Source organism: Claveliimonas bilis, assembly GCF_020892095.1.
GTDB lineage: Bacteria > Bacillota > Clostridia > Lachnospirales > Lachnospiraceae > Claveliimonas > Claveliimonas bilis.
This window is the reverse complement of sequence record NZ_AP024845.1, coordinates 1,699,187-1,723,789: the sequence shown is the minus strand read 5'-3', so window position 1 is coordinate 1,723,789 and position 24,603 is coordinate 1,699,187. Positions and strand designations below refer to the sequence as shown.

Genomic DNA, 24,603 nt, shown 5'->3' with positions numbered 1-24,603 from the left:
ATCAGTCTGCAAAGGATCCGTCCTCGCTTTTCCTGCACGAAAAAGAGAGCCCTTATCCCGCCAGCTTCCGAGTATAATTTCTCATCATCACAACTGCATAAACTGCCGTAAACAGTTCTGTAATCGGCATTGCAAACCACAGGGCGTCTGCTCCGACCAAAGCCGGAAGAAGCAGGATCAAAATTCCGCTGATAACAAGTCCTCGTGATACCGATACCACAAATGCTGCCTGGGGCTTCATAACAGCCTGAAAATAATAGGTTGAAAAAATATTCAGCGGCAGCAGCAAAAATGAGATTCCGTAACTCCGTATAATAGAGGGCGCGATCTGCAGCACCGCCTCTGTAGGATCCATGAAAATGCGGATAAACTGATTGGGAATCAACATGCAGAGCGCTACCCAGACAATGCCGAAAAACGTGGTAGTTCCCAGGGCATATTTCAATGTCTCCCGAATCCTGCTTCCCTTTCCTGCCCCGAAATTTGCAGACAGAATCGGCTGGGATGCCTGTCCCACACTATAAGCACAGCACTGTACAAACGTACTGATATTGACGATCACGCCATAAACCGAAAGCGCGTTTGTTCCCAGATAAGCCATGATCTGACGGTTAAACAGGATCGTTAATATTCCCATTGCAATATCAATGAAAAATGTAGCAAATCCGGTCACAATAACCTCGCGGAATTTTTTCATTATTCTGGAAGGCCGTACCAGACTCAGTGTATTTTTCTTTGTAAAGAAATGGGACAGCATCGTCACTATAGAAATCACAGAGCCGATCGCCGTTGCAAGGCCGGCACCAAACGCTCCCATATCACATATAAACACAAAGAAATAATCTCCGAATATATTAAAAATTCCTCCTGCCAGCACTGCCCCGGTAGCCAGGCCCGGATTTTTGTCATTTCTAAGATAGGCTGCCAGCATCTGTGTAAAGAGGAAGCAAGGCACAACAAATTTAATCGGTTTTACATATTGCAGCGCCAGCGGAAGCGTTTTTTCTCCTGCCCCAAAAAGCAGGAGCAATTCCCGATCCAGGAAAATAATAGCCGCCCAGGCAGCCAGAGCCAGGATCACCGAACCGATCACCGAGATAGTAAAATATTCGTTAGACCGTCGGATCTCGCTTCCTTCTCTCCCTCTGATCGTACTGAAAAGAACAGATCCGCCGATCCCCATTAAAAGTCCCATGCTGTAAATAATATTCCAGACAGGAGCCACTACCGCCAGGGCCGCCGCACCTTCCGGGCCATGATACTGCCCCACCATGGCCATATCTACAATAGAATAAATAGAAGTAATCAAGGCGCTGCCAAACGCCGCTGCCAGATATTTAAAGTAAAGTGTCTTGATTTTTCCATTTAGGAAGTCCATTTCCAATCTCTCCTTTCACAAATAACGGAGCGTTTTACTTAATCAAGAATTTCGTTCCCGCTTAAATAAAAAAGCCGGATAAAGAGACAGGCGTTTCAGCCTGTGCCCTTATCCAGCTCGTCATTTCCAACGAATGATCTGCCCTCCGTGCAGTCTATAATTGTATATATCTTTCCTTCATTTGTCAAGAAAATCTCCCCAAAAATCTGTAAATCCGTGTATAGGTGTCAATGATTGGTAACACTTCACCCTGAAAGAAATGTCAAGGGAGATGGAGGCCCCTTGGGGGAATACCACCTGACTCTGACATTCTCTTTGTGATATAATCCTGCCGTCCTTATCTGCTTTAAAACATGACTCCTTGATACATTTTTACGATCGTATTCGGACTTTTCATCCCCAGACACGTCTTGATGTAGTTATTCGATCTCCTCTGGTACATTTCCAGCTGTTTCCGGCCGTCTTCCAGGCTATACATCCGCATCTGCTTATAAAATCTCGCTTCATCTGTCCGGTGCTGGCGTTCTACTTTCCCGTTATGTCTCGGCGTTGCTATCTGTATCCGGTGATACACGATCCCCAGCTCCTCCAGGGCCTTTTCAAACAGAGTCAGATGTTTACTCTTGATCACTAGCAGGCGGTTGGTAAACTCTGTCCCATTATCCGTCTGCACCTCCCTGACCGGAAACGGCGCATGACGAATCAGTTTTTCCAGAAAATCTCTGGAACTATAGGTGCTATGTTCATCATACAACTCTCTGTATGTCCATCTGCTGCATTCATCCACTGCAGTATATTGATAATATTTTCTCCCGTCTGCTATGCAATACGAAGGCACATATTTCACATCAATCTGTATTTTCTGTCCTGGATAATCTGCCCGCCGATACGGCTTCAACTTTCGTTTCTTTTTCTTCTTTTTCGGTGGTTTCAAATCCTTTAACCGGGCTGCGATTCGTTTAAATCCTCCATAGCTGCGTGTATAACCGTCTATTTCTACCAGTTCCTGATACGCCAGGAGTAAGTCCGACCATTTATATTTCTTTAATCGTCGACGGATCTGACGGAGTTCCTGTTCTGTATGACTTCTTGGCGATGTTTTAGGTCTGTGGCTACGATCCTCCAGACTGGATGCCGTCCCATCATATCGGGAAAGCCATTTATATACTGTTTTTCGGCTCACTTTATATCGGATTGCCGTTTCTGTTACAGAATGTTTTTGCGCATATTTAACAATACGTTGACGCTGATATTTCGGGTGTGATAAACTCGACATACAAGGATTCTCCTTTCGATCTGACTATTGGTTTCTCGACAATTCCAATATATCACATCAAGGTGAATCCTTGTTCTTATTTTGTTACCTATCTATTGTACCCCAACAATCTCCCCAAAAATCTGTAAATCCGAAATCCAGGACATTATGATCGAGACTCTTGACAACTTAAATGTCCGCATCCGCAATCAAATGCAGGATTATCACCCGGTCATTTTGAAAACACTCACGCTGAAAGAAAACTTAATAAGTCTCATCGAAAGTGTTTCCGCCGCATTCCCCCAGCGGAGCCTGAAAGTATCTTTTGATTGTCCTGATACCCTGTTCATTGCAGAGCCGTACGATCTATTGGTATACCGGCTGATAAAAGAACTTTTAACCATTATCTACAAGCATTCCGACGGAACTCACGCATGGATCACCGTTTCTTCGGAAAAGGATACCGTAAATCTCAGCGTCTGTGATAACGGGAGCGAAAATCCTCTGAACGAGAAATTCGAAACCAACAGCCCACTTTGGCATAAAGGAATTTTTTCCATAAAAGAACAGATTTCGGACTTAAACGGAACCATGTCTATTTCCGACAATAGCCCTCATGGCGTCCGGATCGAGATTTCATTTTTAATGAAAGGAGATGTTTCTTATCAATATTTTGTTAGTTGACGATCATGCCCTTTTCGCCAAAAGTCTGGCGATCGCATTAGAAGAATATTCCGAGATCGAGCATTTCATCATCACACAGGAAACAGAATCCCTGGCAGATCTTGTGCTCCGTGAACGTATTGACATTGTCCTGATGGACATCAACCTGGGAAAATTAAGCGAAAACGACGGACTGTCGCTGGCCCGCCGCTTATTAAAAGCCATTCCGGATTTAAAGATCATCATACTTACCGGCTATGACCTTCCCGTTTACCGCCACGAAGCAAAAAAATCCGGAATATCCGGATTTCTTAACAAAAATATAAATCCTGATAAACTACTGGATTCTATCCTCGCAGTTTATCATGGCCGTTCCTGCTTTCCGCCGGACGAAAACGAGCCGGTTATCGAAGAGCTGACCAGCACGGAAAAACAGATCCTGCAATTAATTTCCTCCGGGAAAAAGCGTAAAGACATCGCAAAAGAACTCTATATCAGCGAACGGACACTTTCCAATCATTTACAGCACATTTATGAAAAACTGGGCGTGACTTCTTCCATCGAAGCGGTTGCCAAGGCGTTTCAAATGGGGTATATTGCGCCTTTGAGGTGAGAAGCGGAATAAGCTCATTGTCTCAACTTCGCCGTTATCTGAATCTGTATTTTCCTTTTCCATGACCGGATACAGGCACAATGACTTCATGCTTTACCAGTTCCTTCAAAAATTCTGATGCTCTGGAGGCCTTAATGTCAATTACCTTCATCACATCCGAACGTCCAAAGATCTCCTGACCAGGAAATGCCTCGCGAAGCTTTAAGATATATCTTGCCGTTTTGGGGTGAAACAATTCTCCAATGTCCGGTTTTGATTCTCCAATGTCCGGTTTTGCGGTTTCAATGTCCGGTTTTTCTATGTCCTTGAAATTACCACTGATATGCAATGTCCGATTATGAAGCGGATGATTTTCATCCAACAAAAGATTTCTTAAAAACACCTCCAGAAATTCTGTCGTCTCGTGTATACCATTTTTCAGATCATTATAGTTGGCTCGAACAAGGGCATTACGAAAGTACCACGCATTCTCTGCAAAAATATCATTTGTTACGTCAAAACCAAGCGTCTTCAAATATTTGATAAAGAACACTGCCGTAGTTCTGGTATTCCCCTCTTCGAACACATGAATCTGCCATAATTTTGAAATAAATATCGCAAGATGACGAATGATCTCATCCATGGAAAGATTTTGATAAGAGAAGTTTCTTTCTTCTGAAAAATCATAATCCAGAGTCGCCCTCAGCTCTGTGGCACTGCCATAGAGTACAGTTGCTCCATCAAGCACCCACTCTTTCTTCGTGATATTGTAATCCCGGATACACCCTGCATGAGGATAGATGCCGTTAAACAGCTTCTTGTGAATAGAAAGATATTGATTTGGCGTGAAGCTGAACGCTTTCTCTGAAAGAAGCTCCGCAATTCTGACAGAGACCTTATCAGCCTCCTCTGTGCGATCTGCCGCATTGCGGGCAGGATTCTCTTTATAATAGTCATACAGAAGCGCATTTGCCTCTTCAAAGGATATCTCCCCCTCAATATTACGGACAGCTGTATGCACCAGATATTCAGATGTTTTCAGACCATCAACAGCCTGAAGGCCAATGGCAGTATGCCATGCATACCCTTTATCCCGTTTATCCGGTTCTGACTCTCTGATATATTCTTTAAAAGGATCTTGGTTCACTCCATCTCACCTCCATTTTTTCCCCAACAATATGAAAAAAGTATATCACCTGTACTCTGTGGTCTATCCCCCTGGGTAAAGCAATTCCCCCATATCCATTCTGCGGAAACAGAAACACACAGTCTTTTTACCCAGAATCGGAAGAAGTCCTTGATTTACTGGGCTTTCCTCGTCAGCCGAACAACCGTCTCCACATGCACCGTCTGCGGAAACATATCCACCGCCCGGACTCTCTCCAGTTCATATCCTCTTTCCTTTAAATACTTCACATCCCTTGCAAGTGTCGCGGAATCACAGCTTACATATACAATTCGGTCAGGCTGCATTTTTACCATAGTGTTTAATACCGTTTCCTCGCATCCTTTTCTTGGGGGATCCACTACAATTACATCTGCGTAAATTCCCTCTTTTTCATATTTTTCAGGAAGAACGTCTTCCGCTTTTCCAACATAAAAGTCTGCATTATCAATGCTATTTATCCCGGCATTATTTTTCGCATCATCAATAGCCTGCGGTACAATTTCAACTCCATATACCTGCTTTGCCTTTTGTGCAAGGAACAAAGAAATTGTCCCGATTCCGCAGTATAGATCCCATACCGTTTCTTTTCCGGTAAGGCCCGCATACTCCAAGGCTGTCCCATAGAGCTTTTCTGTCTGTATTGGATTCACCTGATAAAAAGACAGGGGAGAAATCTGATATTTTACATTTCCAATGTAATCCGTAATATAGTCTTTGCCCCAGATTGTTTTTATACAGCTTCCCATAATGACATTTGTTTTTTCCTCATTCACACTATATGAAATGCTCGTCATTCCCTCAATCTGGCTAAGCTGCCCGACCAGTTCATCACTGTGCGGCAGAGTTTTTCCGTTAATCACAAGACAGACCATCATTTCTTTTGTTGTAAAGCCTTTTCGGATCAGGACATGACGCACCAATCCCGTATGCGTTTCTTCATTGTAGGCTTCCACTTTGTACTTTTCCATGAAGGTCAAAATTATCTGAAGTACTTCTCGATTCTCTTCCGCACCGAGTGCACAGTCGCCATCAGGTACCGGTATGATCGAATGGGTTCGCCCTGCATAGAATCCTGCTGTCAGTTTCCCGTCCCTCGTCCTTCCAATGGGGAACTGCGCCTTATTTCGGTATCGAAACGGCTGCTCCATGCCACATATGGGCTCCATCACTTTGTCCAGCATTTCGGGGCTGATATCGCCAAGGCGAATCAGATTGTTGCGGACTTTTTCATGTTTAAAGGCAAGCTGGCTGTCATAGCTCATTTCCTGGATCTGGCATCCTCCACATTGACGTGCCACTGGACACCTTGCCGAAATTCGTTCATCAGATGATTGAATAATATTCATTAATTTTGCATATCCATAATTTTTCTTAGCTTTCATAATTTTGGCTTCCACCACATCGCCAACTATGGCGTCTTTAATGAACAGAGTATATCCATCTACCTTTCCGATTCCCTCTCCTCCAATGCCAATATCCTTGATTTCTACTGTAACAATATCATTTTTCTGCATAAAAATACTCCATTTTTACAAAAATACCCACCATTAATATCAATTTGGGACGTAGTACTTTTGAAGTTTACTACGTCCCCGTTAACAGTTTATTCACATTTATATCGATGTTTTCCGCAGGTTTGTCTCGAACAGGCGATTATATCCCAGCCAGTCTTTGCTGTTTTTGTCTTTGAAGATTTCTGTCAGTGTCTGCATTTTTGCGTCTGTGCAGTCTGCGAAGTGAAGCGCCATCGCCTCTGCCAGAGCCGGCTTTTTCGGTGAACCGTATTCCAATTCGCCGTGATGAGCGATAACGCAGTGTTTCAGTTCATTTGCCAATTTTTCCGGAAAGTCCGGTATTTCTCTGATTGCGTCGCTGATCATTTCCACGCCGATCACAATATGTCCGAGAAGCTGACCATCGTCGGTATAATCGTTTGTCGGAAAGGGGGAAAGTTCTTTCATTTTCCCAATATCGTGGCACATTGCTGCCGTATAGAGCAGATCCCGGTTGAGGATCGGATATGCACCTGCCATGTACTCGCAGAATTTCACGACACTTAATGTATGTTCCAAAAGGCCTCCGGAAAATCCGTGATGTACGCTTTTGGCTGCCGAATGTGCTTTAAACTTTTTAATAAATTTTTCGTCTTTTTCAAAATAATATTCTATCACCTGACGAAGATATGGATTTTTAATCTGTTTGCCGTACGCCAGTAGTTCCTGATACATACTCTCCGGATTTTTCTCGGTTGTCGGCATATAATCAGCGGCGTTGTATTCGTCTTCATATGCCTTCCGTATCTGTTTAATATTCATCTGAAGCGCATTGTTATAGCTGATGATCTCTCCATACACTTCAATAAAATCCATTTCATCATAATCTGCGATTCCTCCGGAATTTGGATCCCAGACCTTCCCGTCCAGTGTTCCTGTCTTGTCCTGTAGGATCAGATTGTCATATGGTTTCCCGTTTCTTGTTTCTGCAGAACGTTTTCCTTTGCAAAGATAAATGTTCCGAATTGTCTCTCCCTCGCAGAGAGTATTGATATATCTCATATAGCTGCCTCTTTCTAGTCTGATTTTTGTTATTCTTTACTTCCTATGGCCACTGTAAAATCAATGTCCACGTAACCGCCGTTTCCCTGTCTTTTTCCTTCTACTTTAATTTCTTTTCCAGCATCCAGTTCCATCAGGGCATTCGTATATCCACTCAGCGTGGAAATACTGGTTTTTCCAATGCGGGTGATCACATCCCCGCTTTGAATCCCTGCCTTCATGGCCGGAGAATCCGCTGCAACTTCCTGCACATAAATTCCTTCCGGAAGCCCCTGCTGTTCTGCAAGATCCTCTGTTACTGTCACGCTTAAGATTCCAAGATAAGGAACGGCTTTATTATTCGACAGAAATTCAACGGCTTTTTTCAGATCAGAAATGCCATAGGCGATGACCTGCCCCTGCCCTTCTTCATCCAAAAGCGTCTGATCTATGATTCCAACGATCTGTCCGTCCGTATCAGCCAAAATACCTGTCCCTGCCTGTGAAGACGGGATATCTGTGCAAATGAGATCATATTGCCCATCATACTTCATTACTCTATTTGCAGTAGAAGCCGCAATGCCGATCCCCATTCCCCCGTAATAACCGAATGGACTTCCCAAAGCAAGGATTACCTCACCTTTCAAAATACTATTGGAACTTCCCAATGTAGCAATCTGAATCTGATTCCATGCAGATTCAGACACTGTATTTTTGGCTACAGCCAGAACCGCAATACCCAGATTATCGTCTCTCTTTTTCAGGCTTGCCGGATAAGTCTTCCCGTCCGCCAGTTTGACCGTGATATTTGCACCGCCGCTTAATACTCTGCTGCTTCCCAAAATAAGAAGTTCTGTCCCATTATCTTCAAAGAGTACTCCTGCTGCACTGGATACCGCCGGTTCCTCATCCGACTCTTTACCGCTCTCTTCTGCCCTGATCTCCACGATGCTGCGGTTTACAGTATTTCCTATATTTATAAGAGCCCGATTCATTTCCTCATAGTCTTCAACTGTCAGAGTCTGCGCCTCCTGCGTTTCTCCCTGCCCTTCTGCTTCTGTCTCTTCTTCTTCCTCTTCAGGAATTGTAATTTTCTGCGGATTGCCGGCAAATTTTTCCTCTGCCCAGGGTTTGAGCGCACAAAATCCTATGCATGCCGCAAGGCCAAAAACAAGGCCAAGGCCTGCATACTTTAAAACGATATTCCGGAGCTTGTTATGTCCGCCATTTTCATCCTTAATCGTTTCCTGAAGGAAAGCATAATCATCCTTCTTTTCTTCAGGTTCTTCCTGATATCCCATGACGCATCTTCTCCTCGTACAATCCTTTTTTTAGTATACAATATCGCCCCGCAATGTTCAACATTTATCCTTTCCTTTCCCCCTCAAATGGGGTATAATGTCCACGTAAGCAAAGAGCCATGCAGAAATACAAGAGATCAGCAGGGGCTGCTTGCAGACACTGCTGGTATCTTGTATTTCTATAGGGCGAATGCCCGTGAGCGAGAGACTTCTGTCTCGAGCTCGCATGGCTCTTTGCGGGGGCTTGTCTTTCTTAGGGCGAATGCCCGTGAGCGAGAGACTTCTGTCCCGAGCTCGCATGGCTCTTTGCGGGGGCTTGTCTTTCTTAGGGCGAATGCCCGTGAGCGAGAGACTTTTGTCTCGAGCTCGCATGGCTCTTTGCGGAGACTTGTCTTTCTTAGGGCGAATGCCCGTGAGCGAGAGACTTCTGTCTCGAGCTCACATGGCTCTTTGCGGAGACTTGTCTTTCTTAGGGCGAATGCCCGTGAGCGAGAGACTTCTGTCTCGAGCTCGCATGGCTCTTTGCGGGGACTTGTCTTTCACAAAGCCACCGGGCACACTACACAAACAACAATCCAACAACCAGGTGAATATATATGAATCAAAAAACACTGAATAAACTTGAATACAACAAAATCATCGAACTTCTGGCACAACAGGCCACCTGTCCCGGAGGCGAACGCGCCTGCCGGGCTTTAAAACCGTCTGCCGACTTAACTGCCATCGAAACAGCACAGGCGGAAACAGAAGCCGCTTTTTCAAGGATCGTCCGCAAAGGAAAACTTTCTCTTAGCGGCTGTTATCCTGTATCCGACTCTCTGAAGCGCCTGGAAATCGGCGGAACTTTAGGAGCCGGAGAACTGCTGCGCATCTGCAAGCTTCTCTCGGCTGCAAACCGCGCGAAATCCTACGGACGCCACGAGACAACGGACGATCTTGCAGATTGTCTGGATCCGTATTTTGAACAGATCGAACCCCTTACCGTTCTGTCGTCCGAGATTGAACGGTGCATCATCAGCGAGGAGGAGATCAGCGACGATGCAAGCCCTGCCCTGAAGCAGATACGCCGGCAGATCGGCCTTGCAAATGACCGGATCCATTCCACCCTCACCTCCCTTGTAAATGGTTCCATGCGCAGTTATCTTCAGGACGCATTGATCACCATGCGGGGAGACCGTTACTGCATCCCTGTCAAAGCAGAATACAGAAGCCAGGTTCCCGGTATGATCCACGACCAGTCGGCCACCGGATCCACCCTTTTCATCGAACCAATGTCTGTTGTAAAGCTGAATAACGACCTAAAGGAGCTGTACGGCAAGGAACAGGAGGAAATCCAGGTGATCCTGGCGTCTCTTAGCGCCGCTGCCGCCGAGCACATCGATGCCATACGCGCCGATTACCAGATCATGACTACCCTTGATTTTATTTTCGCAAAGGGGAGTCTTGCACTATCCATGAACGCAAGCCGTCCGGTCTTCAATCAGGACCGGCGCATCCATATACGTGAGGGCCGCCATCCTCTCCTTGACCGGAAAAAGGTAGTTCCCATCACCGTGACGCTGGGGGATACCTTTGATCTTCTGATCATTACCGGTCCCAACACCGGGGGAAAAACTGTCTCCCTGAAGACAGTGGGACTTTTCACCCTTATGGGACAGGCCGGACTTCATATTCCCGCCCTGGACCGCTCTGAACTGGGTGTTTTTGAAAATGTCTATGCAGATATCGGAGATGAGCAGAGTATTGAGCAGAGCTTAAGTACCTTCTCGTCTCATATGACAAATATTGTCTCCTTCCTGAAAAAGGTCACCCCGTCTTCTCTCGTCCTCTTCGACGAGCTGGGCGCCGGAACAGACCCTACAGAAGGTGCAGCTCTTGCCATTGCCATCCTAAGTCATCTTCATCGGCAGGGAATCCGCACCATGGCAACCACCCATTACAGTGAGCTGAAGGTATTTGCCCTTGCGGAGAAGGGCGTGGAAAACGCCTCCTGTGAATTTGATGTGGAAACTCTCCGTCCCACTTATCGTCTTTTGATCGGTATTCCCGGCAAGAGCAACGCCTTTGCCATTTCCAGCAAACTGGGGCTTCCCGACTACATTATTGAGGACGCCCGCCGTCAGCTTTCCTCCCAGGATGAATCCTTTGAGGACATTTTAAGCAATCTGGAACAGAGCCGGCGCACCATTGCCCGGGAGCAGGAGGAGATTGCCGCTTACAAGCGGGAGCTGGAAAAACTGAAATCCGAAGCGAAACAAAAACAGGAAAAACTGGATGCGCAGCGGGAACGCATCATCAATGAAGCCAACGAAAAGGCCCGCACTATCCTGCAGGAAGCCAAGGATGTGGCCGATGAAACAATGAAAAATTTCCGGCGTTTCGGCAAGGAAAACATTTCCGCCTCCGAGATGGAGAAAGAAAGGGAACGCCTCCGCCGCAAGATCGCCGCATCAGAGTCCGGAAATTCCCTGCAGACAAGGAAGCCTGCCAAGGTTCACAAACCAGGCGATTTCAAATTAGGGGAATCTGTCCGTGTCCTCAGCATGAACTTAAACGGTACTGTTACCTCTCTTCCCGATTCCCGCGGAAATGTAACAGTGCAAATGGGAATACTCCGCTCGCAGGTTAATATTTCCGATCTGGAGATCATTGAGGAAAAGCCGGTATATACTGCTGCCAAGAACAGACGTAATACATCCCAGGGCAAAATGAAGATGGGCAAATCCCTTTCTGTCAGCCCGGAGATCAATCTTCTGGGAAATACAGTGGATGAGGCGATTGCCAAACTGGATAAATATCTGGATGACGCTTACCTTGCGCATATTAACCAGGTGCGGATCGTTCACGGCAAAGGAACCGGAGCGCTCCGCAATGGAATCCATAATTATCTTCGCCGTCAAAAACATGTGAAAAATTATCACCTTGCCGCTTTCGGCGAGGGAGATGCCGGCGTAACTATTGTAGAATTCAAGTAACCAGGGGGAGAACTATGGTAACGAAACAGAAAATCTTAATTGTAGACGATGACGAAAATATTGCTGAACTGATTTCGCTGTATCTGACAAAGGAATGTTTTGACACAATGATGGTCCACGACGGAGAAGAAGCATTAAAAACCTTTGATCTTTATCAGCCTAATCTGATTCTCCTTGATCTGATGCTGCCCGGTATTGACGGCTATCAGGTGTGCCGGGAAATCCGCAGCCGTTCTCAGACGCCTATCATCATGCTTTCCGCAAAAGGTGAGGTTTTTGACAAGGTTCTGGGGCTGGAACTGGGTGCCGACGACTATATTCTGAAACCATTCGACTCCAAAGAACTGGTGGCTCGTGTGAAGGCTGTCCTTCGGCGGTATCATCCTGTCAAGACAGAGGAACCGGAAAAAGATCGTGGGAAATACGTGGAATACCCCGGTATCGCGATCAATCTTACAAACTATTCTGTTCTTGTAGACGGCAAAAATGTGGATATGCCTCCCAAAGAGCTGGAGCTTCTCTATTTCCTTGCCTCCTCGCCCAATCAGGTATTTACAAGAGAACAGCTTCTGGATCAGATCTGGGGCTATGAATACATCGGCGACACAAGAACAGTAGATGTCCATATCAAACGGCTCCGTGAAAAGATCAAGGATCATCCATCCTGGAGTCTTAGCACAGTATGGGGAATCGGCTATAAATTTGAAGTAAAGTAACGGCTAAGTAAATCTTTTATGAAATAAATCTTCTATGGAGAACAGTCATGATCTTTCACCGTTCTAAACAAAATCAGCGGAAGGCTACCCTTCCGCTTAACAGCACACTATATCTGAAATTTATTGTTATTTATATTGTGTTTGGCTTTCTGGCCCTTTTCACTGCTGCCACATTGACTTCCAGTCTGACTTACACAAGTCTCAAGGAATCTGCTGCCAGCAGACTGTATTCCGAAGCTACTGTCTTTGCCAATGATTATCTTCCGGATTATTTCAACGAATTCTTATCTTCTTCTGAAGTTCGTATGCAGCTGGAGGGAATGAGTTCTTACACAGACGCTTCTGTCTGGCTGGTAGATCGGGAAGGTACTCTTTTGTTTTCTGCCCATCCGGATATCTATCCATCCGCCCCCTCTGCGATTGAAAATTTCAACCCGGCCGAAAACGGAAGTTCTACTTATCAGGAGGGAAATTATCATGGCTACTTTTCAGAATCCGTTCTTACGGTCATGGTCCCGGTGATCCGCGGTTTTTCCACAGACGGATATCTTCTGATCCACAAATTCGTATCAGATATCACCCAGTCGAGAGACATGCTGATGCAGTTTGTATACATTACTGTCATCATCATTTACCTTCTCTCTTTTATTGTACTGCTGGCCTTTCAGGTTCTCGTATACCGTCCCTTGCGCAAGATCACAGAGGCGGCGACTCAGTATGCCTCGGGAAATCTGGACTACGAGATTCCTGTCACCACGGAAGATGAAATGGGATACCTGTCCGCCTCTTTAAACTATATGTCATCACAACTCAAAGATATGGAAGATTATCAGAAAAAGTTTGTCGCTAATGTATCCCATGATTTCCGATCTCCGCTTACATCCATTAAAGGTTATGTGGAAGCCATGACAGATGGAACGATTCCGCCCGAAATGCAGGAAAAGTACCTGAAGATCATTCTCTTTGAAACAGAACGTCTGACGGATCTGACACAGGATCTCCTCACATTGAATGAATTTGACACAAATAACCTTCTTTTAAACAGGGAAAATTTTGATATTCACGAAGTCATTAAAAATACGGCCGCCTCTTTCGAGGGAACATGCACCCACAAAAAAATTTCTATCGAGCTTGTTCTCGCCACAAAACATGTGAATGTCTATGCAGATAAACGTAAGATCCAGCAGGTTCTCTATAATCTGATCGACAACGCCATTAAATTCAGCGAGCCGGAGTCCACCGTCATTGTAGAGACAACCGATCGCGGCGACCGGATCCACATTTCTGTAAAAGATTACGGGATAGGGATTCCAAGAGATGCCCTGAATAAAATCTGGGAGCGCTTCTATAAAACCGACAACTCCCGCGGAAAGGACAAAAAAGGCACAGGCCTGGGGCTCGCCATTGTTAAGGAAGCTCTCCAGGCCCATGGTGAAAATATTAATGTCATCAGTACTGAAGGTGTGGGAACCGAGTTTATCTTCTCTCTTCCCAAGAAAGCAAATTAGTACAGCATAGCTGCTATTTCGCCTTCCTCCATGTTATCTGCGTCTACCCAGACGTATCCGGAATCGATTTCCGCTTCATTTCCCATATCCAGAATAGAACGGGCGCTTGCCACAATGGCTGCATATCCCATTCCGTAAGGATTCTGAGCTACAAGTCCGTATATACTGCCGTCCTGCAAAGCCTGAACCTCTTCTTCGGTAGCGTCAAAGCCTACAATCTTCACATCTTTTTCCAGACGGGCGGACTGCTCTACCGCTGTCATGACTGCATTTCCGCTTGTACCATATATCCCTTTTACATCCGGATTCTTTGCAAAAGTATAATCCATCAGTTCGTCATCTGTGATATCAGCTGCCTGAACCTGCGTTTCCGGATCCTCATTCACTCTGGCCTCTTCTCCTGCCTTTGCATAAGTTCCTCCATTTATCTCATCTGCCATAGTCTGCTTCAGACTATCCAAATCTTCCAGATAATAAATGTTTTTCACTTCCATCTCCGGATAATCATTCTTTATCTTATTGACAAAAGCTTCTTCTCTCTCTTTTGCGGTAATAGATCTGGAATCATGGACAAAGACCATGACTTCTCCTTTGTTCTCCAGCGCTTCTGCCATATGTACGGCCGCCTCCTCTGCTGCCGCTGTATTGTTTGTGCTGATTCTTGCCATGATATTCTGATAGTTGCTGCCTGAATCAAAGGTTACAACAGGAATCCCGTTCTCTGCCGCCAGGTCAAACTGGACATCACATGACTGTGAATCAATGATCGAAATCGCTACTGCGGCAGGATATCTTGCCAGCTCTTCATCCAGGATGTTCACCTGTTCATCTACGTTTCCATTCTCACTGGGGCCGCTGTATACCATACGTACCTTATCGTCCCCTTTATATCCAAGCGCTTCATTTATATCATCCACGGCCTGCTGTGCCCCTTCTTGTACGTTATCCCAATAATCTCCCGAGGCAGCCTTGCCGAGCAGGGAAAAATACGTTCCCGGCTCCAGATTCAGCCCTTCTACATTTCCATAGGCTGTCGGATTCAGGGCATCCAGTCTGATCTTTTCTTTGTCCACTTTTTCTTCTGTTTTATTAACGGTTGTTTCCCGCTCTTCTCCGTCATTGGACTGAACAGCGCAGCTGCAAAAAAGTAAAGCTGTGCTTAATACGATTGCTGATAATTTCCACTTTTTACACATTACTTTCCTCTCCCTGCATCATATTTTTTACGTAACTACAAACACTATACACCAAAACAGCGGGAAAATGTAAAAAATTTTTCTTAAATTTTACTGAGAACTTTCTATTATTTTTGTATACTGTATTCAATTTAGTACAATATTCTTATTGACTAAATGATATTCGTTCTCATATAATAATCTCAACCGGTCTGTATCAGGTTTGACCGGTTGGTAATTGATCAAACAGCTCATTTAAGGAGGAACCTTTTATGGAAAAACATTGGATCTCTGAAAGCTGGGACGGCTTCCGCCCCGGCAGATGGAACCGTACATCCGTCAATGTGCGCGACTTCATTCAGAATAATTATACTCCCTATGAGGGAGATGAAGCTTTTCTTGCAGGCCCCACAGAGGCCACCAGAAAACTTTGGGAGCAGGTTATGGATCTGTCTAAAAAGGAGCGTGAGGCAGGAGGTGTCCTTGATATGGATACGAAGATCATCTCCAGCATTACTTCACACGGACCGGGCTATCTCAACAAAGACCTGGAACAGATCGTAGGCTTCCAGACAGACAAACCTTTCAAGCGTTCCCTGCAGCCTTTCGGAGGAATCCGTATGGCACAGAATGCATGCCACGAGAATGGATACGAAGTAGATCCTGAAGTGGTGGATATCTTTACCAAATACAGGAAAACTCACAATCAAGGGGTATTTGACGTCTACACGCCGGAGATGCGCCTTGCCAGAAAGTCAGCGATCATCACAGGTCTTCCGGACGCTTACGGACGCGGACGCATCATCGGCGATTACCGCCGCGTAGCTCTGTACGGAACTGACTGGCTGATCGAGGACAAAAAGCAGCAGCTTGCCACCTCCCTTGTCCGTATGACCGGAGATAACATCCGTTTAAGAGAAGAACTGGCAGAACAGATCCGGGCCCTTGGCGAATTGAAAGAATTGGGAGAGATTTACGGATTCGATATCAGTAAGCCGGCCAAAAATGCCAAAGAGGCAATTCAGTGGCTCTACTTCGGCTACCTGGCAGCCGTCAAAGAGCAGAACGGCGCTGCCATGAGTCTGGGCCGCACCTCTACCTTCCTCGACATCTATATTCAAAGAGATCTTGACCGCGGACTTATCACGGAAGAACAGGCGCAGGAGTATATCGATCACTTTATTATGAAGCTTCGCCTGGTAAAATTTGCCCGTACTCCGGAATACAATTCCCTTTTCTCCGGAGACCCGACCTGGGTGACTGAATCCATCGGAGGAGTGGGCATCGACGGACGGCCGCTCGTGACGCGTACTTCCTTCCGGTATCTCCATACACTGGACAACCTGGGAACCGCTCCGGAACCGAACCTGACCGTATTATGGTCTACGAGGCTGCCACGGGCTTTTAAAGAATACTGTGCGAAGATGTCTATCAAATCTTCTTCCATTCAATATGAAAATGATGATCTGATGCGTGCTACCCATGGAGATGACTATGCGATCGCATGCTGTGTATCTTCTATGCGTGTCGGAAAGGAAATGCAGTTCTTCGGAGCCAGAGCCAACCTGGCAAAATGCCTCCTGTACGCTATCAACGGCGGTATGGACGAACGGCTGAAGGTACAGGTGGGTCCGAGATACCGCCCGGTAGAAACAGAATATCTGGATTACGATGATGTCATGCAGAAGTTTGACGATATGATGGAATGGCTGGCAGGCCTGTATGTCAACACACTGAACGTCATTCACTATATGCATGACAAATACTGCTATGAAAGGCTTCAGATGGCCCTTCACGACAGAGAAGTGAAACGTTACTTTGCAACCGGTATCGCCGGCCTTTCTGTTGTGGCCGATTCCCTGTCCGCCATCAAATATGCCAAAGTAAAGGCTGTACGTGATGAGGATGGTCTGGTGGTTGATTACGAAGTAGAAGGTGATTTCCCGAAATACGGAAACAATGACGACCGCGTAGATGAAATCGCAGTAGAGCTTGTCCGAAACTTCATGGATAAGATCCGCAAGCATCACACCTACCGTCATTCCATTCCTACTATGTCTATCCTCACCATCACATCCAATGTTGTTTACGGTAAAAAGACCGGAAATACACCGGATGGCAGAAAACAGGGCGAGCCTCTTGCGCCGGGTGCAAACCCGATGCATCAAAGAGACACTCACGGGGCTTTGGCTTCTCTTGCCTCTGTTGCAAAGATCCCATTCCGCCATGCACAGGATGGTATCTCAAATACCTTCTCCATCATTCCGGGAGCGCTCGGAAAGGACGACATGATCTTTGCCGGGGATCTGGATCTTGACAGGCTGGAGGCAGAGTGCGGAAATATGGCGTGCAATATTCCAAATATCGAAGAGAGCATTGACCGCGAGTAATTTAACTGGTATTGTAAATAGAAAGGAGAATCATTATGACAGTAAATAAACAGCAGGTAGATAATCTTGTATCCATGTTAGACGGCTATGTTGAACAGGGCGGACACCATCTGAATGTAAATGTATTCACAAAGGAAACTCTTCTGGATGCCCAGAAGCACCCTGAAAAATATCCGCAGCTCACTGTCCGTGTATCGGGATATGCCGTAAACTTCATCAAACTGACGAAAGAGCAGCAGGATGACGTTATTGCCAGGACATTCCACGAAAATCTTTAAGCTATGAAAGGTTTTGTGCATTCAATAGAAAGCTGCGGCACTGTGGACGGTCCCGGGATCCGTTATGTGATCTTCCTTCAGGGCTGTCCCATGCGGTGTCAGTACTGTCATAATCCGGATACATGGGAGTATGGAAAAGGAACGGAAATGACTGTCCAGGAAGTTCTGGAAGGCTTTTATTCCAATCTTCCTTTCTACAGAAATGGAGGAGTGACTGTCACCGGAGGGGAGCCCATGATGCAGATGGATTTTCTGATCGAGGTTTTCCGTGATCTAAAGAAACACGGCATCCACACCTGCATCGATTCTTCGGGAATCATGTTTAATCCTCACAATGATGCCTTTATGAAACGGCTGGATGAACTTTTATCCATGACTGATCTCATCCTTCTGGATATCAAGCATATAGATGACAGACAGCATCAGATTCTGACCGGACATTCCAACCGCCAGATTCTGGCTTTTGCCAAATATCTGGATGAACGGGGTGTCCCTGTATGGATCCGTCACGTTGTCGTCCCCGGCATTACACTGTTCCGGGAATATCTGGAACAGCTTGGAGCGTTTATGGGGACTTTAAATAACGTGAAAGCCCTGGATGTGCTTCCCTATCATTCCATGGGAAAAATAAAATATAAAACCCTACATCTTTCCTACCCATTGGAAAATACCAGGGAAGCCACCAGGGAAGAAGCGGCTATGGCAAAACACATTATTTTATCCGCCTACAAAAAGGCTAAAAGTTGAAAATGACATTCAATTTCTTGTCCTAAATTTAGAACATCTTTTTCTCTTGTATATTTGTTTTTTTTGTATTATGATATGTATAAACCAAGTAGACTTATGTTCTATAATGATAAAGGAGGATATACCAATGGCACATGTAATTAGTGATGAATGTGTAAGCTGTGGAGCTTGCGAAGCAGAATGTCCAGTAGGAGCTATTTCTCAGGGCGCTGACCACTATGAAATTGATGCAGACGCTTGTGTTGACTGCGGAGCTTGTGCAGCTCAGTGTCCAACAGGAGCAATTTCCCAGGGCTAATTCATCTCTGGAAACATAAAAACAAAAAAGAAATCAAAAAAGACAGGCTGGTTCGACAGACTGTCTTTTTTTCGTCTCTTTTTGTATTTTCCGGCGGAATATGTAACTAAGATTCCCCGGGCACATCCTCCTTTTGACAATATCTTCACTGTGTACATGCTATACTTGGAATTGCAAAGGGGGTATGAATATGGGAAACGCACTTAACACATTAAGCAGTGCAACAAAAGAAGATACCAAACTATACAATTGTATTAAAGAGCTATATGAACAGGGCGTTCCATTTGACGAGCTGAAAGCTCTCATTCCCGATATGAAACGCACCAGAGAACAGCTCCGCATGAAGCGTATGCTGGAAAATAATAACGAAGTGCTGACAGCTATGATCACAAAAGAACTGTCCTTCCTCCTGGATGCCAAAGAGCGGCAGGAAGAAGAACAGTTCAAACGGCTGGATCAATTGATCCGCCAGCAGCAGTCCTTTCGGAAAGAAGCTGCCAAAGCAGGACCGGCAGAACGGCTGAAACGCCTACTCCTGCCAGGATAAATTGGCAAACTTCGTGTAATCCGGCAGCCATGCCAGATGAACGGTCCCTATGGGGCCGTTTCTTTGTTTTGCGATAATGATCTCCGCCTGATTAGGCGTCTCTGTATCTTTATTATAATAATCGTCACGGTAAATAAACATTACCACATCGGCGTCCTGCTCAATGGCCCCCGACTCTCTAAGGTCGGAAAGCATCGGTCTGTGATCGGGCCTTTGCTCTACCGCACGGCTGAGCTGTGATAATGCGATCACGGGAACATTCAGCTCCCTTGCCACACCCTTCAGGGATCTGGAAATATCAGAAATTTCCTGCTGACGCGACTCTGCACGCCCGCCTACTCTTCCGGTCATCAGCTGCAGGTAGTCAATGATGATCAGGTGAAGATCCTGCTCCAGCTTATACTTCCTGCATTTGCTTCTTAATTCGGAAATGGAAATTCCCGGCGTATCATCAATAATAAGGTTGGACTTTCCGATAATCCCCGCACTTTCTATCAATTTTTCCCAGTCATCGTCCTTTAAGTTTCCGGTACGAAGGGCCTGAGAATCCACCTGTGACTCCAGGGAAAACAATCGGTTTACCAGCTGCTCCTTGGACATCTCCAAACTGAAAATGGCTACGGTCTTATTGCTTTTAAAAGCCGCATGCTGTGCGATATTCAAAACAAAGGCTGTCTTTCCCATAGAAGGCCTTGCTGCCACAAGGATCAGGTCCGACGGCTGCAGTCCTGACAGCTTGTAATCCAGATCCAGAAATCCGGTAGGAATACCGGTAACAGTCCCCTTCGTCTTTGCCGCCTTCTCGATCCGGTCCAGGGCATTTAAGACAACCTGCTTGATGGGCACATAATCTCCTGTGCTTCTTTTCTGGGCCAGCTCGAAAATGCTCTTTTCCGCTGTCTCCAGGATCGCTTCCATTGAATCGCTTCCTGCATAACAGGAATTTGCAATCTCTTCATTTGTCTTTATAAGCCTGCGGAGCATAGATTTTTCAAACACAATATCCGCATAATATTTAACGTTCGCTGAAGTGGGAACTGCGGCAACCAGATCGCGGACAAATTCCAGACTGGAAATTTCATCCGGTACATCCTTTTCCTTCAGCCTCTCCTGAAGAGTGATCAGGTCCACCGGCTTCCCTTCATTGAAAAGCTCTGTCATAGAGTCAAATATAACGCCGTATGAAGTTTGATAAAAATCTTTGCCGCTGATGATTTCAGAAGCGGTCATGATCGCATCCTTGTCCATCAGCATGGCGCCTACGACAGACTGTTCCGCCTCTATGCTGTGAGGCGGTACACGTTTAATGAGAGCTTCCTCCATCTCCGGCATCGTTCTATGCCTCCTCTGTTACATTTACTTTCAGCTCTACAGTCACTTTCGCGTGAAGTTTTACAGGAACCATGTGAGTTCCCAGGGTTTTCAGCTGTTCCTTAAGCTGGATCTTTTTCTTATCCACTTTCAGTCCCATCTGCTCTTCCACAGCCGACGCAATTTCCTTGGAAGATACAGATCCGAAAGCCTTGCCGCCGTCTCCGGTTTTAATGGAAATGGTCACCTTGCCTTCCTCCAGCTTCTTTCCAAGTTCTTTTGCCGCATCCAGCTGTTCCTGTGCAATCTTCTCCTGATTTGCTTTCTGCAGTTTCAGGTCATTCATATTACTTTTGTTTGCCTCTGCTCCCTTTTTTGTCTTCAGCAGAAAGTTTCTTGCATATCCGTCATTTACCTCTACAATCTCCCCTTTTTTCCCGAGAGACTTTACATCCTCCAATAAAATTACTTTCATCTATATATCTCCTTTTTCTTTCATTTCAGTAAGCACTTTCTTCAGATCCGCCACGGCTTCATCCAGATCCGTATGATCAAACTGGGCTCCTGACGCGTTCATATGACCGCCGCCGCCAAGCCGCTCCATGATCACCTGCACGTTTATCTCATCAATCGAGCGGGCGCTGACATAGATCCTGCCGTTATACACTGTGAGCACAAACGTCGCCTTAATTCCGTCAATGTCAAGCAGTTCGTTGGCTGCCTGAGCCCCAATAATTGTCGGACTTTCGATCTTAAGATTTTCTCCTGTTGCAATTGCAAAATCATCCATATATACTTCCGCTCCGCTGATGATCCGCGCTTTCGCCTGATAGGATTTCAGATCATCCCGAAGAATTTTCCGGATAAACGGGATATCAGCGCCGCACCTTCTTAAGAAGGCCGCCGCCTCAAAAGTACGGACTCCTGTCTTATTCAGAAAATTATTCGTATCGATCATAATTCCTGCATAGAGACTGTTGGCTTCCATGGCCGGTATTTTGACATCATCTACAATATACTGCAGAACTTCTGATACCATCTCACACGCCGACGATGCGTACGGCTCAATGTAGGACAACAATGCACTTTCAATATTATCACTGCTCTGCCTGTGATGATCAAAAACAACTACAGTCTTTGTCATAGTCAGAAGTTCCGGACATTCTGTCATCTTGGGACGGTTGGTATCCACTACGATCACCATGGAACTGTCATCGATCATCTCCTTGGCCTCACCGGAAGTCACAAACATATCATCAGGATAATTGGGATGATTGACAAACTCCTCATACATGACGCGGACAGAGGCGGAAATATTATCCACTACAATATGCGCTTTCTTTTCAAGAGCTGCCGCAGCGCGGTAGATGCCAATTGCCGCTCCCAGGCAGTCCATATCCATCATCTTATGCCCCATAACAAGGATCGTGTCATTGACAGTAATAAATTCGCGGAGTGCTTCTGCTTTTACTCTGGCCTTTACCCTCGTATTTTTGGAGGTCTGCTCCCGTTTGCCTCCGTAGTAAGTAATGCCGCTGCTGTCCTTAATAACCGCCTGATCTCCTCCTCTTGCCAGAGCCAGATCAATGGCTGCCCGGGCATAGGTATAGCTCTGCACGTAAGCAGTCTGGCTAAGTCCGAGACCGATACTTAATGTGGCCGGAATATTATTCCCGATATTTACGGATTTTACATCCTCAAGAAGAGAAAAACGATCCGCTTCCAATTCCTTGAAGCACTGTTTTTTCATAACGATAAAATATTTATCTGTCTCCATCTTCTTTACGATTCCGTCAAGCCGGGCAATATACTGGTTGATCTTCCTGTCGATCAGCGCTACCAAAAGACTCTGGCGCACTTCCTCTACACTGTCGATCACCTCGTCATAATTGTCGATGTAGATCAGACCTGCTACCAGCCGCTGTTCTTCATTTTGACGAAGAGCAGTATTCAGTTCTGTCACATCGGAGAGATAGACCGCAATAAAATATTCCTTCTCTTCCGGCATTTCCAGAAGCTGTTCTGAATTACTGAAGCCTTCCACAGGCACCTTCCTAAGTTCTGCCCGGTACTCTTTATCTTTATAATAGACTTCCATCTCTACCGTCTGATTTTCTTCTTTCGGGAAAATGCTGCGGTTCAGCTCCGGAATGTAACGACTGAGGACATTTTCTCCCTTCAGCTTGCCCCCCAGTATCTCACGGAACTGATCATTCATCCACATCAGCTTCCCATCTTCCAGAAGAAGAGCATATGGTACTGCCAGTTTCTTCAAAAGAGTATTCTGTACGATTCCATACTGGGCTGCAAATTCCACCAGGTCTTTCATAACAAGGGACTTATTATAAAAATACATTACGCCCACGATGACAATATAGATCACAACAAAAAGACACATCAGCATCCCTGCCTTGCGATCAAGACGATAGATCCATATATTCATTGCGATCAGCAAAATGGACATAACAGCCGGCCATTGCATGTATACTCTTAGTTGTCCTTTTAATCGTACACTTTGTTTTTCTTTCTTCTTCATATTTATATCCCTCAAAAACAATACAACTGCACACTGTATTATACCACTTTTGCCAGTAAAAGGGAAGAATTTTAAATGCCGGCAGTTTTTTTTGCACGAAAGAAGGGGGACAAAGATTTTCCGAAAATCTTCGTCCCCCTTTTCAGCCCGATCTGCTTTTCTTGAAACAGCAGCCCTTCCTTGCTTTTATGATTCGTATCCGTTAGGATTCTGTGACTGCCATCTCCATGTGTCTTCGCACATTTCATCCAGTCCTCTTTCCGCTTTCCAGCCAAGCACCTTCGCCGCCTTTGCAGGATCTGCATAGCACATTGCAATATCCCCTGCACGGCGCGGTTTGATCTCATAGGGAATCTCTTTCCCGCATGCTTTGGAAAATGCTTTTACCATGTCAAGAACCGAATATCCCTGCCCTGTTCCAAGGTTGATCACATCAAGTCCCGGATTAGTGAAAATATAATTGATGGCTTTCACATGACCGATTGCCAGATCAACTACATGAATATAATCACGCACTCCTGTTCCGTCCGGCGTGTCATAGTCATCTCCAAATACACCCAGTTTTTCCAGTTTTCCTACTGCCACCTGTGAAATATACGGCATAAGGTTGTTGGGGATTCCTTTCGGATCCTCTCCGATACGGCCGCTCTTGTGCGCTCCCACCGGATTGAAATAACGAAGAAGGATCACATTCCATTCCGGATCCGCTTTCTGCAAATCTGTCATGATCTGTTCCATCATGGATTTTGTCCATCCGTACGGATTCGTGCACTGTCCCTTCGGGCATGCCTCCGTGATCGGCATTTCTTCCGGGCTTCCGTATACAGTTGCAGAAGAACTGAATACGATATTCTTTACGCCGACTTCTCTCATTACGTTCATCAGTGTTAAAGTTCCGGTAATATTATTCTGATAATACTCCAGAGGCTTGCGCACAGATTCTCCTACTGCCTTAAGGGCCGCACAGTGGATCACTGCATCGATCTTCTCTGCCTCAAACATAGCTTTTAACGCTTCTGCGTCCAGAACATCTCCTTCATAAAACTGAACGCTTTTTCCTGTAAGCTCTTCCACACGCTTCAGGGATTCTTTAGAGGAATTACAGAGATTATCATACACAACAACCTCATAACCTTCATTCAGAAGTTCCAGGGCTGTGTGGCTTCCGATGTATCCTGCACCGCCTGTGATCAATATTTTCATTTTAATTACCTCCTCATATACGGACTAT

At 45.6% G+C, this 24,603-nt stretch carries 21 protein-coding genes; 10 read left to right on the top strand and 11 right to left on the bottom strand.

The features are described from left to right. Positions 1–52: 52 nt before the first annotated feature. Both EUBC25_RS08430 and EUBC25_RS08425 read right to left on the bottom strand, forming a co-directional pair. A complete protein-coding gene (locus tag EUBC25_RS08430; protein WP_230105062.1) occupies positions 53–1,378 on the bottom strand; it encodes an MATE family efflux transporter in 1,326 nt (441 codons plus the stop codon). Between the two features lie 346 nt (positions 1,379–1,724). Further along, positions 1,725–2,654, bottom strand: coding sequence for a DDE-type integrase/transposase/recombinase (locus EUBC25_RS08425; protein ID WP_230105061.1), 930 nt, complete (start codon positions 2,652–2,654; stop codon positions 1,725–1,727). A 147-nt stretch (positions 2,655–2,801) separates the two neighbouring features. Here EUBC25_RS08425 and EUBC25_RS08420 point away from each other — a divergent pair, with 147 nt between their 5' ends. Together EUBC25_RS08420 and EUBC25_RS08415 are read left to right on the top strand one after the other, a co-directional pair. Next, entirely contained in the window at positions 2,802–3,317 is a 516-nt protein-coding gene (locus EUBC25_RS08420; protein ID WP_230105060.1) for a sensor histidine kinase, read from the top strand. Continuing rightward, positions 3,289–3,909, top strand: coding sequence for a response regulator transcription factor (locus EUBC25_RS08415; RefSeq protein WP_230105059.1), 621 nt, complete (start codon positions 3,289–3,291; stop codon positions 3,907–3,909). Before EUBC25_RS08420 ends, EUBC25_RS08415 begins: the two co-directional genes overlap by 29 nt. 34 nt (positions 3,910–3,943) lie before the next feature. On the opposite strand, the gene EUBC25_RS08410 is transcribed toward EUBC25_RS08415, so the two are convergent. From EUBC25_RS08410 to EUBC25_RS08395, 4 genes are all read right to left on the bottom strand, one after another. Continuing rightward, complete coding sequence (locus EUBC25_RS08410) at positions 3,944–5,035, bottom strand: Fic family protein (RefSeq protein ID WP_230105058.1); 1,092 nt, start codon at positions 5,033–5,035, stop codon at positions 3,944–3,946. A 155-nt stretch (positions 5,036–5,190) separates the two neighbouring features. Further along, positions 5,191–6,570 (bottom strand): 23S rRNA (uracil(1939)-C(5))-methyltransferase RlmD, encoded by a 1,380-nt coding sequence (rlmD, locus tag EUBC25_RS08405; protein WP_230105057.1) that lies wholly within the window; start codon positions 6,568–6,570, stop codon positions 5,191–5,193. A gap of 99 nt (positions 6,571–6,669) precedes the next feature. Continuing rightward, the gene (locus EUBC25_RS08400; RefSeq protein ID WP_230105056.1) at positions 6,670–7,611 is read right to left on the bottom strand and encodes a 3'-5' exoribonuclease YhaM family protein; all 942 of its coding nucleotides are present in this window, start codon (positions 7,609–7,611) and stop codon (positions 6,670–6,672) included. Positions 7,612–7,640: 29 nt separating this feature from the next. Then, positions 7,641–8,891, bottom strand: a complete 1,251-nt coding sequence (locus EUBC25_RS08395; protein WP_230105055.1) for a S1C family serine protease — start codon at positions 8,889–8,891, stop codon at positions 7,641–7,643. A 596-nt stretch (positions 8,892–9,487) separates the two neighbouring features. Between EUBC25_RS08395 and EUBC25_RS08390 the strand changes: the two genes are divergently transcribed. Genes EUBC25_RS08390 through EUBC25_RS08380 form a run of 3 tightly spaced genes read left to right on the top strand, consistent with a single transcriptional unit; the run spans position 9,488 to position 14,090 of the window. Then, positions 9,488–11,866 (top strand): endonuclease MutS2, encoded by a 2,379-nt coding sequence (locus EUBC25_RS08390; RefSeq protein ID WP_230105054.1) that lies wholly within the window; start codon positions 9,488–9,490, stop codon positions 11,864–11,866. A gap of 14 nt (positions 11,867–11,880) precedes the next feature. After that, positions 11,881–12,582: a response regulator transcription factor gene (locus tag EUBC25_RS08385; RefSeq protein ID WP_230105053.1), complete on the top strand. Its 702-nt coding sequence runs from the start codon at positions 11,881–11,883 to the stop codon at positions 12,580–12,582. A gap of 47 nt (positions 12,583–12,629) precedes the next feature. Continuing rightward, on the top strand, positions 12,630–14,090 hold the full coding sequence (locus EUBC25_RS08380; RefSeq protein ID WP_230105052.1) for a sensor histidine kinase: 1,461 nt from the start codon (positions 12,630–12,632) through the stop codon (positions 14,088–14,090). Here the strand turns inward: EUBC25_RS08380 and EUBC25_RS08375 are convergent. After that, entirely contained in the window at positions 14,087–15,286 is a 1,200-nt protein-coding gene (locus EUBC25_RS08375; protein WP_230105051.1) for a substrate-binding domain-containing protein, read from the bottom strand. The two genes, EUBC25_RS08380 and EUBC25_RS08375, sit on opposite strands and share 4 nt — an antisense overlap. A gap of 251 nt (positions 15,287–15,537) precedes the next feature. Between EUBC25_RS08375 and pflB the strand changes: the two genes are divergently transcribed. The 5 genes from pflB (at position 15,538) to EUBC25_RS08350 (ending at position 19,525) form a co-directional block, all read left to right on the top strand. Beyond that, on the top strand, positions 15,538–17,655 hold the full coding sequence (pflB, locus tag EUBC25_RS08370; protein WP_230105050.1) for a formate C-acetyltransferase: 2,118 nt from the start codon (positions 15,538–15,540) through the stop codon (positions 17,653–17,655). A 35-nt stretch (positions 17,656–17,690) separates the two neighbouring features. After that, positions 17,691–17,933, top strand: coding sequence for an autonomous glycyl radical cofactor GrcA3 (gene grcA3 / locus EUBC25_RS08365; RefSeq protein ID WP_230105049.1), 243 nt, complete (start codon positions 17,691–17,693; stop codon positions 17,931–17,933). 3 nt (positions 17,934–17,936) lie between these two features. Next, a complete protein-coding gene (pflA, locus tag EUBC25_RS08360) occupies positions 17,937–18,680 on the top strand; it encodes a pyruvate formate-lyase-activating protein (RefSeq protein ID WP_230105048.1) in 744 nt (247 codons plus the stop codon). 127 nt (positions 18,681–18,807) lie between these two features. Next, entirely contained in the window at positions 18,808–18,978 is a 171-nt protein-coding gene (locus EUBC25_RS08355) for a DUF362 domain-containing protein (RefSeq protein WP_022319077.1), read from the top strand. A gap of 190 nt (positions 18,979–19,168) precedes the next feature. Next, positions 19,169–19,525 carry a hypothetical protein gene (locus EUBC25_RS08350; RefSeq protein WP_230105047.1) on the top strand — a complete coding sequence of 119 codons (357 nt, stop codon included), beginning with the start codon at positions 19,169–19,171 and terminating at the stop codon, positions 19,523–19,525. Here EUBC25_RS08350 and dnaB read toward each other — a convergent pair. The 4 genes from dnaB to galE form a co-directional block, all read right to left on the bottom strand. After that, positions 19,508–20,848: a replicative DNA helicase gene (dnaB, locus tag EUBC25_RS08345; protein WP_230107579.1), complete on the bottom strand. Its 1,341-nt coding sequence runs from the start codon at positions 20,846–20,848 to the stop codon at positions 19,508–19,510. The two genes, EUBC25_RS08350 and dnaB, sit on opposite strands and share 18 nt — an antisense overlap. Positions 20,849–20,861: 13 nt before the next feature. Continuing rightward, positions 20,862–21,311 carry a 50S ribosomal protein L9 gene (rplI, locus tag EUBC25_RS08340; protein ID WP_230105046.1) on the bottom strand — a complete coding sequence of 150 codons (450 nt, stop codon included), beginning with the start codon at positions 21,309–21,311 and terminating at the stop codon, positions 20,862–20,864. Next, positions 21,312–23,372 (bottom strand): DHH family phosphoesterase, encoded by a 2,061-nt coding sequence (locus EUBC25_RS08335; RefSeq protein WP_230105045.1) that lies wholly within the window; start codon positions 23,370–23,372, stop codon positions 21,312–21,314. It abuts the gene before it with no gap. A gap of 186 nt (positions 23,373–23,558) precedes the next feature. Continuing rightward, on the bottom strand, positions 23,559–24,575 hold the full coding sequence (galE, locus tag EUBC25_RS08330) for a UDP-glucose 4-epimerase GalE (RefSeq protein WP_230105044.1): 1,017 nt from the start codon (positions 24,573–24,575) through the stop codon (positions 23,559–23,561). Positions 24,576–24,603: the final 28 nt, after the last annotated feature.

Excerpts from the sequence above, each read along its gene's own strand:
- EUBC25_RS08430 (WP_230105062.1), bottom strand. The coding sequence starts at position 1,378 with ATGGACTTCCTAAATGGAAAAATCAAGACACTTTACTTTAAATATCTG.
- EUBC25_RS08425 (WP_230105061.1), bottom strand. The coding sequence starts at position 2,654 with ATGTCGAGTTTATCACACCCGAAATATCAGCGTCAACGTATTGTTAAA.
- EUBC25_RS08420 (WP_230105060.1), top strand. The coding sequence starts at position 2,802 with ATGATCGAGACTCTTGACAACTTAAATGTCCGCATCCGCAATCAAATG.
- EUBC25_RS08415 (WP_230105059.1), top strand. The coding sequence starts at position 3,289 with ATGTTTCTTATCAATATTTTGTTAGTTGACGATCATGCCCTTTTCGCC.
- rlmD (WP_230105057.1), bottom strand. The coding sequence starts at position 6,570 with ATGCAGAAAAATGATATTGTTACAGTAGAAATCAAGGATATTGGCATT.
- EUBC25_RS08400 (WP_230105056.1), bottom strand. The coding sequence starts at position 7,611 with ATGAGATATATCAATACTCTCTGCGAGGGAGAGACAATTCGGAACATT.
- EUBC25_RS08395 (WP_230105055.1), bottom strand. The coding sequence starts at position 8,891 with ATGGGATATCAGGAAGAACCTGAAGAAAAGAAGGATGATTATGCTTTC.
- EUBC25_RS08390 (WP_230105054.1), top strand. The coding sequence starts at position 9,488 with ATGAATCAAAAAACACTGAATAAACTTGAATACAACAAAATCATCGAA.
- EUBC25_RS08385 (WP_230105053.1), top strand. The coding sequence starts at position 11,881 with ATGGTAACGAAACAGAAAATCTTAATTGTAGACGATGACGAAAATATT.
- EUBC25_RS08380 (WP_230105052.1), top strand. The coding sequence starts at position 12,630 with ATGATCTTTCACCGTTCTAAACAAAATCAGCGGAAGGCTACCCTTCCG.
- EUBC25_RS08375 (WP_230105051.1), bottom strand. The coding sequence starts at position 15,286 with ATGTGTAAAAAGTGGAAATTATCAGCAATCGTATTAAGCACAGCTTTA.
- pflB (WP_230105050.1), top strand. The coding sequence starts at position 15,538 with ATGGAAAAACATTGGATCTCTGAAAGCTGGGACGGCTTCCGCCCCGGC.
- grcA3 (WP_230105049.1), top strand. The coding sequence starts at position 17,691 with ATGACAGTAAATAAACAGCAGGTAGATAATCTTGTATCCATGTTAGAC.
- pflA (WP_230105048.1), top strand. The coding sequence starts at position 17,937 with ATGAAAGGTTTTGTGCATTCAATAGAAAGCTGCGGCACTGTGGACGGT.
- EUBC25_RS08355 (WP_022319077.1), top strand. The coding sequence starts at position 18,808 with ATGGCACATGTAATTAGTGATGAATGTGTAAGCTGTGGAGCTTGCGAA.
- EUBC25_RS08350 (WP_230105047.1), top strand. The coding sequence starts at position 19,169 with ATGGGAAACGCACTTAACACATTAAGCAGTGCAACAAAAGAAGATACC.
- dnaB (WP_230107579.1), bottom strand. The coding sequence starts at position 20,848 with ATGGAGGAAGCTCTCATTAAACGTGTACCGCCTCACAGCATAGAGGCG.
- rplI (WP_230105046.1), bottom strand. The coding sequence starts at position 21,311 with ATGAAAGTAATTTTATTGGAGGATGTAAAGTCTCTCGGGAAAAAAGGG.
- EUBC25_RS08335 (WP_230105045.1), bottom strand. The coding sequence starts at position 23,372 with ATGAAGAAGAAAGAAAAACAAAGTGTACGATTAAAAGGACAACTAAGA.
- galE (WP_230105044.1), bottom strand. The coding sequence starts at position 24,575 with ATGAAAATATTGATCACAGGCGGTGCAGGATACATCGGAAGCCACACA.